Source organism: Desulfosarcina sp., assembly GCF_041551955.1.
Classification (GTDB): domain Bacteria; phylum Desulfobacterota; class Desulfobacteria; order Desulfobacterales; family Desulfosarcinaceae; genus Desulfosarcina.
Genome location: NZ_JBFELV010000076.1, coordinates 1 through 15,842 on the forward strand (window position 1 = coordinate 1; position 15,842 = coordinate 15,842).

16 protein-coding genes are annotated in these 15,842 nt (G+C 53.1%); 13 read left to right on the forward strand and 3 right to left on the reverse strand.

From position 1 onward, the window contains the following. The 3 genes from ABYV26_RS08195 to ABYV26_RS08205 all read left to right on the forward strand — a co-directional run. The coding region (locus tag ABYV26_RS08195; protein WP_372679927.1) for a hypothetical protein at positions 1-1,006 on the forward strand (1,006 nt) is incomplete at its 5' end. 117 nt (positions 1,007-1,123) lie between these two features. After that, positions 1,124-1,612, forward strand: coding sequence for an acetolactate synthase small subunit (gene ilvN / locus ABYV26_RS08200; protein ID WP_372679929.1), 489 nt, complete (start codon positions 1,124-1,126; stop codon positions 1,610-1,612). A 103-nt stretch (positions 1,613-1,715) separates the two neighbouring features. Further along, a complete protein-coding gene (locus tag ABYV26_RS08205) occupies positions 1,716-1,982 on the forward strand; it encodes a PilZ domain-containing protein (protein WP_372679930.1) in 267 nt (88 codons plus the stop codon). Between the two features lie 31 nt (positions 1,983-2,013). Here ABYV26_RS08205 and ABYV26_RS08210 read toward each other — a convergent pair whose 3' ends face one another. From ABYV26_RS08210 to ABYV26_RS08220, 3 genes are read right to left on the reverse strand one after another with little or no spacing between them, the layout of a single operon-like run. Continuing rightward, positions 2,014-2,604 (reverse strand): hypothetical protein, encoded by a 591-nt coding sequence (locus ABYV26_RS08210; protein WP_372679932.1) that lies wholly within the window; start codon positions 2,602-2,604, stop codon positions 2,014-2,016. Positions 2,605-2,651: 47 nt separating this feature from the next. After that, positions 2,652-3,104 (reverse strand): DUF86 domain-containing protein, encoded by a 453-nt coding sequence (locus tag ABYV26_RS08215; RefSeq protein ID WP_372679934.1) that lies wholly within the window; start codon positions 3,102-3,104, stop codon positions 2,652-2,654. Further along, entirely contained in the window at positions 3,004-4,206 is a 1,203-nt protein-coding gene (locus ABYV26_RS08220; protein ID WP_372679936.1) for an ATP-binding protein, read from the reverse strand. Before ABYV26_RS08220 ends, ABYV26_RS08215 begins: the two co-directional genes overlap by 101 nt. A 267-nt stretch (positions 4,207-4,473) precedes the next feature. Here ABYV26_RS08220 and ABYV26_RS08225 point away from each other — a divergent pair, with 267 nt between their 5' ends. From ABYV26_RS08225 to ABYV26_RS08270, 10 genes are all read left to right on the forward strand, one after another. Beyond that, the gene (locus ABYV26_RS08225) at positions 4,474-5,715 is read left to right on the forward strand and encodes a tetratricopeptide repeat protein (protein ID WP_372679938.1); all 1,242 of its coding nucleotides are present in this window, start codon (positions 4,474-4,476) and stop codon (positions 5,713-5,715) included. A 364-nt stretch (positions 5,716-6,079) separates the two neighbouring features. Beyond that, positions 6,080-7,021 (forward strand): tetratricopeptide repeat protein, encoded by a 942-nt coding sequence (locus tag ABYV26_RS08230; RefSeq protein WP_372679940.1) that lies wholly within the window; start codon positions 6,080-6,082, stop codon positions 7,019-7,021. A gap of 457 nt (positions 7,022-7,478) precedes the next feature. Then, positions 7,479-8,492, forward strand: a complete 1,014-nt coding sequence (gene pseB / locus ABYV26_RS08235) for a UDP-N-acetylglucosamine 4,6-dehydratase (inverting) (protein ID WP_372679942.1) — start codon at positions 7,479-7,481, stop codon at positions 8,490-8,492. Next, positions 8,492-9,625: a UDP-4-amino-4,6-dideoxy-N-acetyl-beta-L-altrosamine transaminase gene (gene pseC, locus ABYV26_RS08240; protein WP_372679944.1), complete on the forward strand. Its 1,134-nt coding sequence runs from the start codon at positions 8,492-8,494 to the stop codon at positions 9,623-9,625. Before pseB ends, pseC begins: the two co-directional genes overlap by 1 nt. Positions 9,626-9,647: 22 nt before the next feature. Further along, positions 9,648-11,396 carry a cytidylyltransferase domain-containing protein gene (locus ABYV26_RS08245; protein ID WP_372679956.1) on the forward strand — a complete coding sequence of 583 codons (1,749 nt, stop codon included), beginning with the start codon at positions 9,648-9,650 and terminating at the stop codon, positions 11,394-11,396. Then, the gene (locus ABYV26_RS08250; protein ID WP_372679946.1) at positions 11,387-12,391 is read left to right on the forward strand and encodes a sialidase family protein; all 1,005 of its coding nucleotides are present in this window, start codon (positions 11,387-11,389) and stop codon (positions 12,389-12,391) included. Before ABYV26_RS08245 ends, ABYV26_RS08250 begins: the two co-directional genes overlap by 10 nt. A 2-nt stretch (positions 12,392-12,393) precedes the next feature. After that, positions 12,394-13,359: an ATP-grasp domain-containing protein gene (locus ABYV26_RS08255; protein ID WP_372679948.1), complete on the forward strand. Its 966-nt coding sequence runs from the start codon at positions 12,394-12,396 to the stop codon at positions 13,357-13,359. A gap of 5 nt (positions 13,360-13,364) precedes the next feature. Then, on the forward strand, positions 13,365-14,441 hold the full coding sequence (gene pseI, locus ABYV26_RS08260; RefSeq protein ID WP_372679950.1) for a pseudaminic acid synthase: 1,077 nt from the start codon (positions 13,365-13,367) through the stop codon (positions 14,439-14,441). After that, positions 14,428-15,171, forward strand: a complete 744-nt coding sequence (locus tag ABYV26_RS08265) for an HAD family hydrolase (RefSeq protein WP_372679952.1) — start codon at positions 14,428-14,430, stop codon at positions 15,169-15,171. The genes pseI and ABYV26_RS08265 overlap by 14 nt, the downstream gene beginning before the upstream one ends. Then, the coding region (locus tag ABYV26_RS08270) for a tetratricopeptide repeat protein (RefSeq protein WP_372679954.1) at positions 15,168-15,842 on the forward strand (675 nt) is incomplete at its 3' end. The genes ABYV26_RS08265 and ABYV26_RS08270, both read left to right, overlap by 4 nt.

Sequence of the window (15,842 nt, forward strand, 5' to 3'; positions counted from 1 at the left end):
CAAAACCGGGATGAACCGCGAGGTCGCTGAGAAGGAGTACTACCGGCGAATCGAGCAGGCCTTCCGTTTTCTTGAAGGGGCGGTGCAACAGGGGCGTATCCGGTTTTACGGCATCAGCTCCAACACCTTTCCCGCATCTACGGATGATCCTGAATTCACCCTCCTGCAGCGGGTGTGGGAGATCGCCCAATCCATCGGCCGTGAGCACCATTTCCGGGTGATCCAGCTTCCCTTCAACCTGTTCGAACCGGGCGCGGCGGTGCAGAAAAACCAGGCTGACCAGAAAACGGTCCTGGACCTGGCTCGGGAAATAAGACTCGGCGTGCTGGTCAACCGCCCTCTGAACGCGTTTACCGACAAACGCATGGTTCGACTGGCCAGTGTCGAGGTGCGCAGCCGGATGGACTACGCGGAGATTATCCAATCCATCAAGGACCTGGCCCAAAGTGAAACCCGGTTGTGGCGCAGAATTCTCCCCGATATGGAAACGGTTCCCGGCGGATTGAGGGTCCGTATCAAACAGCAGGGATGCTTTGCCGACACGCTCAAACATCACTGGCGAACCTTCGGTTCCTATGAACGCTGGCGGGAGGCCAAGGACGGCATCTTTCTTCCCCGCATTCAGGGGGTGATGGATTTTTTAACCCCGCATGCTGACAACCATCCCGATCTGGCTGCCTGGATTCCGTCCCACGAAAAAATCCTCGACCGCGCTTTTCGTGCCGTGGCGTCCGTTTATGCCGATCAAGCAGTGGCCCTGGAGAAAAAAATTCTCGACATGATCGGCCGAGCCGACCCTGCCTGGGCCCACCCCGGCACCTTGAGTCAGAAAGCCATTCGTGCGATCGCTTCGACTGCCGGGGTTTCCACCGTCCTGGTGGGTATGCGCAAAGAGTCCTATGTCTCCGACGTGCTGGCCGAACTTCACCGATCCATTGACAAGGCTGATCGGACCGACTCGTGGAAACGGCTGCGAAAAAGTGCACTGGAGATTTTTTCCGACTGAAGGCGCCTTTGAACGGACAACCCGTCGACGATCTGCGCAATCCCATTTACAACGCTGCACAGGTGAGCAGCATCGTTTTTCAACAACCTGTTAAACTTGTGCGCTGGAGACAAATCCATGCAAACTGAAAAGCACACGATCACCATGCTGGTGGAAAATGAACCGGGGGTGACCGCCCGGGTGTCCGGGCTTTTTGCCAGCCGAGGTTACAACATCGAGACCATCTGCGGCGCCCCCACGGCCAATCCGGAAATGTCCCGGATCACGATTACCACCAATACGAACCCGGACCAGATGGAGCAGATCATGAAACAGGTGCGGCGGTTGATCAACGTGATCAAGGTCAGGGACATGACCGGCGACGAAGCGGTGAGGCGGGAAATGGCCCTGATCTGCGTCAACGCGCAGGAGTCGCACCGATCTGAAATTCAGCGCATCGTCGACAGCTTCAGGGCCCGCATTGTTGATACCGGACTGACCCACTACATTATCGAGGTGACCGGCCAGATGGAAAAAATCGAAGCCCTGCTGCGGCTGCTGGCGCCGATGGGCATCAAAAAGGTGGCCCGGTCCGGTATACTGGCCCTGTACCGGGAACCCGGCTGAACCGTGGGATGGCAGAATTTGCCGATGCTTTCCCACTTGGAACACGGTTTGCATAATTTTATGGGAAAACCCGTGGACCGATGGTGAAAGGAAGCGCACTGAAATGGGGACCGGTGAAATTAGAAGGCGGTATGAACGCAAGAGGTATCACAGCGATGTCGTTTTCTCCCTGAACGGATATGCCTTTGGCGGAACGCTGAAAGACATCAGCATGGGCGGGGCCTTCGTGCTGACCCTGTCGGTCAATCAGGTGCAAAAAGGCGATGTCGTCACCATCAGCATCCCATTCACCAGTGGTCGGAAAAACGTCAAACGGCGGGGCAGGGTGCTGTGGACCAGCGGGGAGGGATTCGCGGTCGAGTTTTTGTAGGCCCTGCCGCTTCCGACCGTCAGACGCCAGCCTATAGAACCGTCGACGGCCCAGCCGGGTTTTCAATCGGCAGCAGGCGCTCCAGAATCTGTTTCAAAATACCCACATTCTCTTTGATACGCTGCCTTGTCCGATTCAACGCATCGGTGACGGCTTCGTGGGTAATGAATGTGCCATAGATGGTCAAGAATTTCTGGTCGTATTCAATTTCCTTGATGGCCAACGTCAATCCCTTGACATTCAAGGTCAGGTAATCGCGCATCATTTCAGGGCGAATGTAGTGGAGCACGGAAAGCTGCTCCCATCGGTGATGGGTCCTTACCGCGGCGTCCTGAATGTATAGGCCGGCTTTCTGGATGTAGGCCAATTGCCGGTCGTCCGGATCGAATAGAAACCCTCTTTCCAGGAATTTGAAATCCTTGTACGCCTGATCCAATTCATGCCAGGAAAGGTAAAGGATTTCGATGTCCGGGGTGAGAATGGCGATGATCGGGTCCGTGTTGACCGCCTCGGTTTTCTCTCCCTGGGTATGATTAAAAAGGGTACAGCCGATAAATGTAGATGTAGCTATCAGCAGGATCACAACCGTCCAACCGATAGCGTTTAGGCGTCCGCTCTTCATCTGTTGCTTTCCGAATGGGTCATGCGACACCCAACCTGGATGGCATCTCAGGATAGGCGCTCATTTCGTTCGAAGGCGTTATAGGCTTCCAGAAACGCCCCCATCTCTTGAACAAACCTTTGTATATCCGGCAGGTGGTTGGTCAGGATGGTATGTACTTCTTCATCGGTCACTTCATATAAAAATGGGTCCATCCGGTTCCTGTAACCGGCCATTAGCCCGAGTTTTTTGCTCAGCCCTTTAGATATCACAGTATTGCGCGCTAACAGGCGGGTGATCTCCATGTACTCAACTGCCGCATTTCCCGCAGGCTTGGAAATGATGGGTCTGCCGATGTCAAATCTATTGGTTAGACTGAAACTTGTCAATACCAGGAAGGCATGCCGTGGGATGACTTGATCATTCGTCGTTGACCACCCGATAGAGCTTTTGGCTGAATTCAACCATTTCGTAGGGTTTGGCCACGACTTCGCAAAACCCGTAGTGTTTGTAGTCTGCAATTACGGGGTTGTCGGAATAGCCGCTGGAAACGATAGCCTTGACCGAGGGGTCGATCTGCTTGAGCATCTCGATGGTTTCCTGGCCGCCCATGCCGCCTTTGATGGTCAGGTCCAGGATCACCGCGTCGTAGGGCGTTGAAGCCTCGAGGGCGGCCCGGTATTTGGTCACGGCGCACTGGCCATCTTCGGCAAAGTCGGCATCGTATCCTAAATGGCCAAGGATGTTCCCGGTCAATTCTCGGATCATGGCCTCATCGTCCATCACCAGAATTCGTCCCTGGCCCATAACCGGCTTGTCGGGTTTTTCGCCGTTTTCTTGGTCGCCAACAGGCTGAACAAGATCAGCCGCCGCTTGCGAGGCGGGAAGCAGGACGTGGAACGTGGTGCCCACGCCAACCCGCGAGCAGACCGTAATCTCCCCGCCATGGCTGGAAATGATCGAATGAGAAATCGAAAGCCCCAATCCGGTCCCCTTGATGGCACCCTTTGCCTTGGTCGAAAAATAGGGGTCGAAAATTTTTTCGATGTGTTCGGCGGGAATGCCCACACCTTGATCCTGGATGGCGATATCGACGTATCTGCCGGGGGCCAGGATGCTGTTGGGACTGTCAACCATCGTGTTTTCGAAGCTGATCGATACCGTCCCCCCGGAAGGCATGGATTCAGCCGCATTGATCATCAGGTTGTGGATGGCCTGGCCGATCTGCTGCGCATCGATGTTGGCGGACCAGGTGCCGTTGGACGGTCCCCATTCACAGCGAATGTTGGACCCGCTGAGGGAAAACGCGGCGGTATTTTCGATCACATTGACGATGTCGGTTGGTTTTTTGGTGGGCTGTCCGCCCTTTGAAAAGGTGATCAGCCGGCGGGTGAGTGTTTTGGCCACCCGCGACGCAGCCAGCGCCTGTTCCAGCAGATCGGACACCTTGGAATCGGATTGCACCTGTTCCAGAGCCAGGGAAATATTGCCCATGATGGCGGTCAGCAGGTTGTTGTAGTCATGGGCGATGCCACCGGACAGGGCGGCGATGGACTCCAACTGGCGAATCCGCCGCTTCAGGTTCTGGCGGTCTGCAGGGCTGTCGTTTACCGCATGCTTCATCGGATCACTTTTAAAAAAAGGTTATGGTCCGTGAATTCATCAGCGCCCATCCAGAAACAGGCCAATTGGTTGTTTGTGGATCGGCACTAACGAACTTATCGGTCGGCTTTTAAGCAACTAAAGCGGCTGGTGGCGCTTTATTATTTTCAATGGCCAGAGAATAGACCATAGGGCGGATGCAACAGGCTGTTACACGTTATATGCTAAAGAAAAACGCTTGAAAACCGATAAGGGTGTCAGGACCAACATCGACAACGGACGACGACAATGGATTGGTTGGCTTCGGCATCACTTAACAATGCGTTTTATGATTCTGGGTCAGGGGTTTTAGGCGAAAAAGACCCTTCAGCCATCTTCGATGCGCTGTTGCAGCGACAAACTGGATTGGAAACCCTGTCCAGCCAGTTCCTGCAGACCGGTATCGATCAATACCTGAACAAAGACTACCCGGAAGCGGCCAAATCCTTTGCTGCCGCCGTCAGCCTGGCGCCCAATTCTGCCTACAACGTGGACGCTTCCAAATATCTCGTGCAGACCTACCTCAAGCTGGAAGAGACCGACAAGGCCATCGGCACTTATAAGGCAGCCATCCAACGCAATCCGGATCGGGATGACCTTCGAAGCGCACTGGGTCAGCTGTACTATTCCGAAGAGAGATACGACGAAGCGGTGGAGCAGTACCGTGGTGCGGTGCAGGTATCCCCCGGGGCCACCAACCGTTATTCCTACGGTGAAGCGCTGATCAAGGTTGAAAACTACAGCGAGGCCGAATACCAGTTCCGGGAGGTCAAACGGCTCGAGCCGCAAAGCCATGTCGGCGACTACGGCCTGGGAAAATTGTTTGCCCAGACCGGTGACCATGACAAGGCCATCGCGCACTTTGAGGATGCGTTGGCGTTGCGGCCTGATTTTTATGATGCGCTGGCCGAAATTGGCTATACCTATGCCGACATGGGTGACATCGATAAAGCCAGGGGGGTTGAGGAACGGCTGGACCAAGCGGATGAGGGGCTGTCCCTGACGCTCAAATCTTACATCGACGAAAAAGAACCGCCAAAGATCGCCTTTGCATTTGCGACCAGCTCTTTTCCCTACAGCAGTTCCAAGGGTTTTCCAGTCTCTGCCATCGATTCCTATCTGGTAAATGCCGGCGCCCAGAAAAGTGTCACCATGGAGTTCCGTTTTTCCAAAGCGATGGATCCGGCGTCGGTGGAAGACCGATTCAACTGGAATATCTCGCGAGCCCTGGACAGCAATATTGCCAAAACATACAACTACGGCGACGAGATCCCACCCACGGAAATCAACCTCGACGCCTTTCCGGACTACGTGATTTACGACCGGGATTTGCTTACCGCGACCGTCGGTTTTACGATTCGCCAAAACGAAACCGCTGACGGCACCATCGACCCCTCCCACATCGTTTTCAAATTCGATGGCGAGGACGTCTATGGGGTGTCGATGGATCCGGACGGAGACGCGTACAGCGGGTTTTCAGGATCCGCATGATGCCGCCGGCGGCATGCCCGCCTTTTGATTTTCATCCCTTGGGTAAAGCGTAAAACGGAATATCCCATAATCTTTTCCACTACCTGGCTCATCCCAGTTTTTCACTTTGGCACATCACTTGCTCGATTAACGGTTGAACGAGTGGACCCGTGATCCGTAATCAACGCCCCATGAACCTATGAGGTTGGTTGGCAGGTCCGGTAATATTGCATGCAAGGGCCGTTTGGACCTGCCGCATAGGCACCATCTAACGGGCGAAAGACAGATGTATTAGCCCTTTCAAGATCTTAACCATCAGTCAACGAGCTGACAATAGATCGTCAATATCGTGGCAATCGACCTTCTAATGAAAGGATGACCGATGATGACAACGTGTGATGACAAGTATGATGCCATTCAGCGAATGATCGCCCAAGAGCGCCACGATGAGGCCATATCCGCACTGGAACAATTGGTGACCGACAACAATGGCCATGCACCGGCGCATTTTGATCTGGGCAACCTGTACTACGCCGCCGGACTGAAGGACCTGGCACTGACCCATTATGAAAAAGCTGCCGAGTTGAATCCTGAACGCCCGGGATATTTGAAAAATTTAGCGGATATGGTCTACAGCGAAACGGACGATGCAGAGCGTGCGTTGTCGATTTACGACAAGATCCTGTCCATGCACCCTGATGATCTGGACACGCTTATGGTTGCCGGACACATTGAAGTCGCTTTGGGACGCTTTGATGAGGCGCTAAAACGTTACCATCGAATTATTGCGCTTGACCCGTCCAATCAAGAAGCCAGACAGTTTGCTGATCGCATCGCCAGTTCACCGGTTGCTCCGGAGACTGCGGATAGCCCGCAGGCGGACTACAAGCATTGCCAGGAGTTGGTGGCCCAAGGTCAGATAAACGAGGGCATCGCCTGTTTACGGAGGGTAACGCTAAAATATCCTGCATTTGCCCTTGCCCACAATGATTTAGGGGTTCTCTACTATCAGCGGGGAGACAAATCCCGTTGTCTGAAAAACTATAAGCAAGCGGTAGCCATGGATCCCAAGAATCCGACCTTTTTAAAAAATTTGGCCGACTTTTACCTGGTCGAGGAAAGCGCGGTAGAAAAGGCCCTGGAGATATATGCATCGGTTCTCAAGGACCATCCTGAAGATACCGACGCATTGATGGTGGCTGGTCATATTTGTTCCGCGATGGGAAATGGGGATTCCGCGAAAACGTTTTACCAACGTGTACTGGATGTCGAACCATGGAATTTCGATGCAATCGAACAATTGGACAAGTTTGCTGAAAAGGGATAGCCGATCCATTTTTTCCGAACCGTGATCACTGCACTGCTGACGGGTAAACAAGCCTCGTGAGGAATTGATGGCGCATCAACGGCAACTTGTCGGCGCAATGTCCAGCTGCCGTATAGTGTCTGGCCGTTAAGCCTTGTGCATATTCGACATCCGACAACTTGCCCGTCTCTGTGGCAACCTCGACAGCGGTCCCTCTCAGGCCTGGGCATTTCCTTTAATTCCTAATGATATAAAATCGTTGCCTGTTCACTAAATATAAGTTAGAAATACCGGTCAATTGTTCTGCAAAGCGCACATGGCCAGCAGATCAATCAACCGTTTCACGCGTTTCGGTTGTTCTGCGCGTTCTGCTATGGTCGATAAACCTGCATTGAACGATTTAAATATAATAACAAAAAGTTAGGTTGTAACCGGTGATGTGATTCACCAGGCGAAGCTATCTGTTGGGACAATTCATATGGCCATCCACTCCGATGCGTTTGACAATGCAAACATCCTGATTACCGGCGGCACCGGTTCGTTTGGACGAAAATTCGCCAAACAGATTCTAACAACGTTCAAGCCGAGGCGGGTTATCATCTTCAGCCGGGATGAAGTCAAACAGCAGGAAATGAGAGAAGATCTGTTGGATTTTTCCAGCCGCCCGATGCGCTACTTTATCGGCGACGTCAGAGACAGAGAAAGACTCTACCGGGCTTTTCGGGGGGTGGACATCGTCATTCACGCTGCAGCGCTCAAGCAGGTTCCCACCGCCGAATACAACCCGCTGGAAGTGATAAAAACCAACATTTTAGGGGCATCCAACATCATCGATGCAGCCATTGACTGCGGTGTCAAGAAAGTCATCGCCTTGAGCAGCGACAAAGCGGTGAGTCCGGCGAATTTATACGGCGCCACAAAGCTGTGTGCCGACAAGCTGTTTGTTTCTGCAGGGGTCTACACCGGCCCGAAAGACACCCGTTTTTCGGTGGTCCGCTACGGCAATGTCATCGGCAGCCGCGGAAGCTTCGTGCCGCTATTGATCAAACAGTGCCCCAAAGGCAAGATTCCGATAACCGATGAACGCATGACCCGGTTCTGGATTTCCCTCAAACAGGCAGCGCAATTTGTGGTCATGTGCATCGATGGCATGCAGGGTGGCGAGATTTTTATTCCCAAGATACCGAGTATGCGCATTGTCGACCTGGCCAGGGCCCTGGCCCCGGGTTGCCAGCATGAAATCGTCGGGATTCGCCCGGGAGAAAAGCTTCACGAGGTCCTGCTGACCCAAGAAGAAAGCCGGCTTACACTTGAATTCGAATCCTATTATGTGATCAAACCCCCGCCCTTAAATTCGCGTTGGAATGCCGATCATTTGAATGGCGGAACACCCGTCAAGGAAGGTTTTCAGTACAGCAGCGACAACAACCCGGCATGGTTGTCCGAGGCGCAGCTGTTTCAAATGATGGCTGAAGAGGACCTTTTGCATTGATGCCCTATGGCCGCCACCAGATCGATCAATCGGACATCGATGCCGTGGTGGACGTGCTCAAATCCGACTGGCTTACCACCGGACCAAAGCTAACAGAATTCGAAGGAGCCCTTGCAAGATACGCGGGGGGCGGCCATGCCGTGGCCGTTTCAAGCGGAACATCGGCCCTTCACTGCGCTGCTTATGCGGCCGGCGTTACACCGGGTGATGAGGTGATCGTACCTGCCATCACCTTTGCAGCCACTGCGAATTGCGTGATCGCGCTGGGCGGCAAACCGGTCATCGTCGATGTCGAACCCGATACCCTGTTGATCGACACGGGATCCGTCGAAAAGCATATCACCTCCCGCACCAAGGCCATCCTTGCCGTGGAATATGCCGGCCAGCCCTGTGATTACGCAGCGCTTCGAGCCCTGGCCGATAAACATCATCTCTTCCTGATCAGCGACTCCTGCCACGCGTTGGGTGCCAGATATGAGAATAAGAGCATCGGGCAGTTGGCCGATGCCACCGTGTTCAGCTTCCACCCGGTCAAACATATCACCACCGGGGAGGGCGGCGCGATTGTAGTCGACGACCCAGAGTTGGCTCTGCGCATGCGTCGGTTCAGAAACCACGGAATCGATTCCGACCTTCATCGGCGCAGCGATGCCGGCACCTGGTTCTATGAAGTGGCGGGTCCGGGGTTCAACTACCGGTTGACGGACTTTCAGTGTGCCTTGGGGTTGAGTCAACTGAAAAAAGTCGAGCAATGGATCGGGCGAAGACAGGCAATTGCCCGGCGATATGATCTCGCCTTCCAGCAAACTGGCGCCATCCTGCCTTTGACGGTGAAAGAGAATCGGCGCCATGCATACCACCTGTATGTCGTCCAGGTGAAAGGCGGCAGGGACGTAAAAAACCGCGCCGAACTGTTTCTTGCCCTTCGGGACAAAGGGATCGGCGTCAACGTCCATTACATCCCCTTGAACATGCATCCCTACTATCAGCGTCACCTCGGAGTCCGGATAGGCCAATGCCCGGCAGCGGAAGCGGCTTACGAAAACATGCTGTCGCTTCCCATCTTTCCGGCAATGAGCGACGCAGATGTGGATTACGTGATTGAAACCATCTCTCGTTTGATCGAGCGGTAATCCTGTTTGGCAAGGTGATGTCATCAATCCAAATACGTGCAGCGGAAATAGCGGAACGCACCGAAGCGTTGCTTTTGTCGTCGCCCGGCTCAGTTCATCCAGGCTGCCGGCCAAACACCTGCGGCCGATCGGTGGTCGGCCGATGCTTCAATGGGTCGTCGATCGACTCCAAGGCTGCACCAACCTGGATGAAATCGTTTTGGCCACCGTCGCTGAACCGGAAAATCGGCCTTTACAGGAATTTGCCGAGAAGAACGGGATGGCCTGCTTCTGGTATGAAGGCGCGGTCGATCATGTCACCAACCGGCTGAGGCGTGCCGCCGAAGTTTACCACGCCGATATCTGTGTCCTGGTCAGTGGTGATTGCCCGCTGATCCATGCGCCGGCCATCGATCAAATGATTCGTTCCCTGAAAGAAAATCCCGATAGCGATACGGTTAGATTGTCTGCAGATGCACACGGACGACCGCCGGCCCTCCAAGGCATTGTCGCTGGTCGGAAAAAGGCCTGGCAGCTGGCTGATGATCTGGCCGACCGTCCGGAACTCAAGGAGCATCAGTTTCCAGTGATCGGCCTGCGACCCGAACTTTTTCATCCGGTTGATGTCACCTTGCCGGAAGCCATCTGCATGCCGCACCATCGGCTATCCGTGGACACCCTGGCGGATCTGGCTTTCATGAATGCTTTACATGGGGACCTCGACAAACATGGGCTTCCATTCGATTTGCCCCATGCCGTTAGCCTGCTGAAAGACCGACCGGAGCTGAAGGCGATCAATGCCCATGTGCACCAGTGCCGATTGGTTGAAAATAAAAAAAAGGTGCTCTTTGTCGTTGATGCCGGCGGCCGATACGGCTTCGGGCATTTGACGAGAAGCCTGGCATTGGCCGGGCAAATTACCGAGCGTTTGGCATGGCCGACTCATTTTATAATCGATGACCAGCAGGCAGAATCAATAATTGAAGAAACGGGATGCAAAACCTATTGGGGCGCTTTTGGCCGGCCGGCCAATCAGATCAAGGGGCGTGATTCATCGACCGTTCAACGTATTGCTGATGCGTATGACCTGCTTGTCTTCGATATCTTTGACCAGCGTGGTCCCCGGGGTGGTTGGCGATCCGATATCGGCCCCCAAAAAAAATGCGTGGTCATCGAAAACGCCCAAGCATGGACCCATGAAGCCGATTTGATCGTATTTCCCAATATTCTGGACAAACACCCTCCGACATCTTCATCGCCAAATCAGAAAAATGGTAAGGAGGCTCTTGAATCGGTTGGACCGAAAGTGGTTGCCGGCGAGCAATTCATCATACTTAGAAACGAAATCCGTCGCCTTGCTTCCGATTCGCCCCAAAAAGAGATCGACGTGCTGGTATACCTGCATGATCGAAAAAAATGTGAATGGGTAAGCAACGTCCTCGAAAAGAATTATTTAAAGTCCAAAATCGGTGGCACCTTCGAAAAAGAATTCGTTGTTGATCTGGCAAAGGCCCGCGTCTTTATCAGTGGCTTCGGGGTCAGCTTCAACGAGGCCTTGGCATTGCAGACAGTGCCTGTCTGCTGGCCGGATTCCGATGCCCATCGGGACGATGCGGCAAGTTTCTATCGCCATTTGGGACTGAATCCGTTGATCATTGATTCGATGGCGAATGTCGAAGGGATGATCCTGGCCGCATTAAACAATCCGTTTACCTGGCCCGCGCCGTTCCAGGATGGTACGCCCAACATAGTGGCCGAGATAGCAGCCCTTTTCAGACCATCATGCACCTGAAGATCGAAAACCGGTTTGCCATCCTGGAAAAGAAAAAGGGGCAATACCATTCTTTTCCGACGCTTGTTCGACAGGAAAATCAACTGTGGATGGCCTGCCGTTCAGGTTCGGTTTCCGGGAGCCAGGCCCATGGTGTCGACGGCAGGGTGCTGCTGTTTTCAGCGGATGTGGCCAGACCGGATCGGTGGATATCTCATGGCCCGTTGTTTGAACCGTCGCCGGAGGGCAGCCGCAACGAACTGGATGCCATTCTTTCCGCACCCGAGCAGGGTCTGATCTTCCTGGCCACGCGGGATTACGAGTGGCCAGCGCGCAACGACGTCTATCTGTCAATGGGTCAGACGCCTGTCCTGACCCACCGAACATTGCTCACTGACATTTCCGATCAGTATGCCATATGTTTCGGACATGTTCGCCAAACAGTCAGCGGTGATCTGCTGATGCCCGGATACTGCGGATTGCCCGATGAACCATCGGGAACGCCCGTTCTTCTCGCATCCGGCGATCGCGGCAATACCTGGACATTTCGATCTAAAGTCGCCAGTTCCGCACGTGTGGGCACCCGATTGACGGAATACTCGTTGGGGTCTCTGGGTAATTCAAGCTGGACAGCGCTGTTACGCAACGAAACACCACCCTTTAATCTCTATCGCACCGAATCCCATGATGATGGCCAGTCCTGGTCCAATCCGGAAAAAACGGATTTGTGCGGCCACGCGCCGATGATTCTGGATTCCGAATCTGCCCGAGGGCACCTGGTGATCTATCGCGATCTTGCCGGGGCCGGTCCCGGCGTGGCCATTGGCCTGAGTATGGATAAGGGCTGGGCTTGGAACAGGGTAGGGCTTCTGTCATCTTATACGGGGAGCATCTACGACGGTGGATATGGCGATTTGGTGCAGCTTGAAGCGAATCGCTATTTGGCGGTGTATTACCTGTGTGACGAAGATGCTGCGCCCTGGGTAGAAGGCTGCGTCTTCTCATTGGAAGAATGAATATGCCCCGGCCCTTTAACGTACTGATTACCAGCCTATCGAGCAAGGTTCCCCTGATCCGGGAAGTGCGCAAGGCGGTCAACAAATATGATGCCGACGGGTGGGTCTTCGGTGCCGATTGCAATTCGGCGTGCATCGGACGGTATTTTGTAGACGAATTCTGGGAGATGCCACCGATAAACGGGCTCGATCCTGAAGAGATCGTCCGTTTCTGCAGGGCCGGTGACATCCGGGCAATCATTCCCACCCGTGATGGGGAGCTGCCTTTCTTTGCCGAGAACAAGCGGCGGTTCAACGCCAATGGCATTGCCGTGATGATTGCTTCACCGGGGGGCGTTCACACGTGTCTGGATAAAATGAAGTTTTTTGATTCACTCAACAAAAAACACAGCCTGAGTCCCATTGCCACAATTTCCCATCCTGATCCGGACTCTGGAGGCCGTTGGGTGGTAAAGGAAAGATTTGGAAGCGGATCGAAACATATCCAGCTTGATCTGTCTGTTGAAGCGGCGCGATCCTCTCTAAGTCATTTTGAAAATCCAGTCTGCCAGCCTTTTATCGAAGGGCCGGAATTCAGTGTCGATCTATACATCGCTCAAAACCGTGCACCGAAAGGCTGTGTCGTCAGAACACGCGATGTCGTGATTCATGGGGAGTCACAAGTAACCACAACCACAGAGCGCCCCGATATCGAAAAAACCTGCCTCGAGGCCGCCGCTGCTATCGGGTTGACCGGACATGCCCTGTTTCAGATCATCGAAGACAATAATGGAGCCCTTAACCTATTGGAATGCAATTGCCGGTTCGGTGGGGCGTCTTCGTTGAGTGTGGCTGCCGGTTTGGACAGCTTCTACTGGTTTTTTCGGGAGTGCCAGGGGGATGCTCTGTCCGATATTCCTTATGTGTCCAGCCCTAATGGATGGCGGCAGATCCGATATGCCGAGGACAAGGTTGTCCAGGTGAAATAAAAACAATGTCTAAACAACAACCAGAAATCAAACCCGTCAAGATCGGAAATCGCTTCGTGGGCCCCGGCCATCCGGTCTACATCGTTGCCGAGCTTTCTGCCAACCATCGACAGGATTTTAACGAGGCGGTTCGCCTGATTCATGCCGCCAAGGACGCCGGTGCCGATGCGGTGAAGCTCCAGACCTATACCCCGGATACGATGACCATCGATTGTGACGACGACAACTTCCGGCATGGCCACGGATCGTTGTGGGAGGGCAAGACCCTTTACGAGCTGTATAAAGAAGCTTGCATGCCGTGGGAATGGCAGCCCAGGCTTCAGGCAGTCGCCCACGACATCGGCCTGGATCTTTTTTCATCTGCCTATGAGGAAACTTCGGTAGACTTTCTGGACGGGATGGACGTACCCGCAATTAAGATTTCATCCTTCGAGATCATAGATCTGCCGTTGATTCAATATGCCGCCGCAACCAATCGCCCGTTGATCATATCCACGGGCATGGCCACGCTCGCTGAAATCAGCGACGCCGTCGATGCGTCGCGGCAAGCCGGATGCAGGGAAATGGTGCTGCTAAAATGCACCAGTACCTATCCGGCACCGATGGAAGAGATGAATTTAAGCACGATTCCTGCCATGGCCCGGACCTTCAACCTGCCGTGCGGACTGTCGGATCACGCCGAAGATGAGTTGGCAGCACTTGTTGCGGTGGCCATGGGCGCATGTTTGCTGGAAAAGCACTTCACGCTTTCCCGCGCAAACAACAGCGTCGATTCAGGGTTTTCCATCGAGCCGCCGGAATTCAAGGCAATGGTGGCATCTGTCAGACGTGTTGAACGGATGATGGGAAAGGAATTTCCCGGTCCCACCTTGTCCGAAACGGAAAGTATTTCCTTCAGGCGGTCGCTGTATGCGTCTACGGATATCAACAGGGGCGAGATCATTGCACGCAACCAAGTTCGGTCGATTCGTCCCCATGGCGGATTGAAGCCGGAGTGCCTTGAAAAAATAGTGGGGATGAAAGCCAAAAAGAAAATACACAGGGGCCAGCCGATTACCTGGGAGGCCATTGAAACCGACTGAATTCAGAAAAATTAAAGGCATTGTTTTCGATCTCGACGATACCCTTTATCCTCAGGTGGCTTATAAAAGAAGTGGCTTCCAGGTCGTGTCAACCTGGGTGGCGGAACAGTTTAATATGGATGCCTCAAGGGTTCAGACCGAACTCGAGGCAATATTGAACCACTATGGTCCCTCTTATCCCCACATGTTTGATCGGCTGGTGGAACGGCTGGGTATAGGCATCGGGTTCGTGGAACGACTAGTCCGTCTATTCATCGATCACGATCCACGGATATGTTGCTATGATGGTGTCATTCCCATGTTATCGAGATTGCGGGAAAAGTATCTTCTGGGGATACTTACCGACGGACGGTACGCGGTTCAACGGAAAAAAATAAAGGCCTTGGGATTAGACACGCGGGTTGATCATATCCTTTGTAGTGATGCATTGGGGTTGGAGAAACCGGATAGTCGATTGTTTGATTGGTTTGAAAAGAAATTCCAATTGGCAGGATGGAATCTGATGTATGTGGGGGACAACATAGAGAAAGATTTTTATGGCGCCAACATTCGTGGGTGGACAACTGTAATGGTGAGAACCACCCAACCGATGTCATCTTCGATTTCGGCAAGCTATGTACCGCAGGTTGCAATCCAGGCAGTTCTCGATTTGGATTCGATTTTTCGATACGATTGGGATGATGGCGATCATTCTCTGGTACCCAAAGGAAAACATGGAGTTTATGCATGAATCAAACCCACGCGTGGATAACTTATGGCGCCGGTATGGTATACATAAAAAAGAAGCGCTACGAAGCAGGGAGTGACAAATTCCGAGAACTCTTGGCCGCTCATCCCCAATACGGTGACGCCATAGCGCAATTGGGGGTTATCGAGAGAAATCAAGGCCGCAGGGATAACGCGAAACGTTATATCGAAAAGACCTTGAGTCAGGATCCGGAGAATAAAATCGCAAACTACCAGTTTGGGTTGTTTCACCTGGAGAACAGGGAATATGTGGATGCGGCCGATCATTTTTCACGAGTTCTCAAGGCAGATCCGTCTCACACCTGCGCAATGATTCAACTGGCGATAGTGGCAGGTCGGAATGGCGATTTTAAGAAGGCAGAAACGTTAGTTAACGATGCGTATGACAAAGATGATAAACTCACGGACGCCTTTGCCAAACTGGGATGGATCAAGGCAGAAAAACAAGATTGGGCAGGTGCCCTTGAAATAATGGATAAGGATTCCTGCGATGGAAGAATTTCGCCGGCATGGAAGGTAAACCTTGCCCAACTTTATGGCCGCAACGGTGAATGGGATCGTGCGATTGAATTGATAGAAGACGCATATGGATACAATCTTTATTTAAAGGATGCATATTCAAAGTTAGGTTGGATTAAAACAGAAGATCAAGAC

Bases quoted from the DNA above. Each gene is read 5' to 3' on its own strand.
- ABYV26_RS08225 (WP_372679938.1), top strand. From the start codon at position 4,474: ATGGATTGGTTGGCTTCGGCATCACTTAACAATGCGTTTTATGATTCT.
- ABYV26_RS08230 (WP_372679940.1), top strand. From the start codon at position 6,080: ATGACAACGTGTGATGACAAGTATGATGCCATTCAGCGAATGATCGCC.
- ABYV26_RS08255 (WP_372679948.1), top strand. From the start codon at position 12,394: ATGCCCCGGCCCTTTAACGTACTGATTACCAGCCTATCGAGCAAGGTT.
- pseC (WP_372679944.1), top strand. From the start codon at position 8,492: ATGCCCTATGGCCGCCACCAGATCGATCAATCGGACATCGATGCCGTG.
- ABYV26_RS08250 (WP_372679946.1), top strand. From the start codon at position 11,387: ATGCACCTGAAGATCGAAAACCGGTTTGCCATCCTGGAAAAGAAAAAG.
- ABYV26_RS08210 (WP_372679932.1), bottom strand. From the start codon at position 2,604: ATGAAGAGCGGACGCCTAAACGCTATCGGTTGGACGGTTGTGATCCTG.
- ABYV26_RS08205 (WP_372679930.1), top strand. From the start codon at position 1,716: ATGGGGACCGGTGAAATTAGAAGGCGGTATGAACGCAAGAGGTATCAC.
- pseB (WP_372679942.1), top strand. From the start codon at position 7,479: ATGGCCATCCACTCCGATGCGTTTGACAATGCAAACATCCTGATTACC.
- ilvN (WP_372679929.1), top strand. From the start codon at position 1,124: ATGCAAACTGAAAAGCACACGATCACCATGCTGGTGGAAAATGAACCG.
- pseI (WP_372679950.1), top strand. From the start codon at position 13,365: ATGTCTAAACAACAACCAGAAATCAAACCCGTCAAGATCGGAAATCGC.
- ABYV26_RS08220 (WP_372679936.1), bottom strand. From the start codon at position 4,206: ATGAAGCATGCGGTAAACGACAGCCCTGCAGACCGCCAGAACCTGAAG.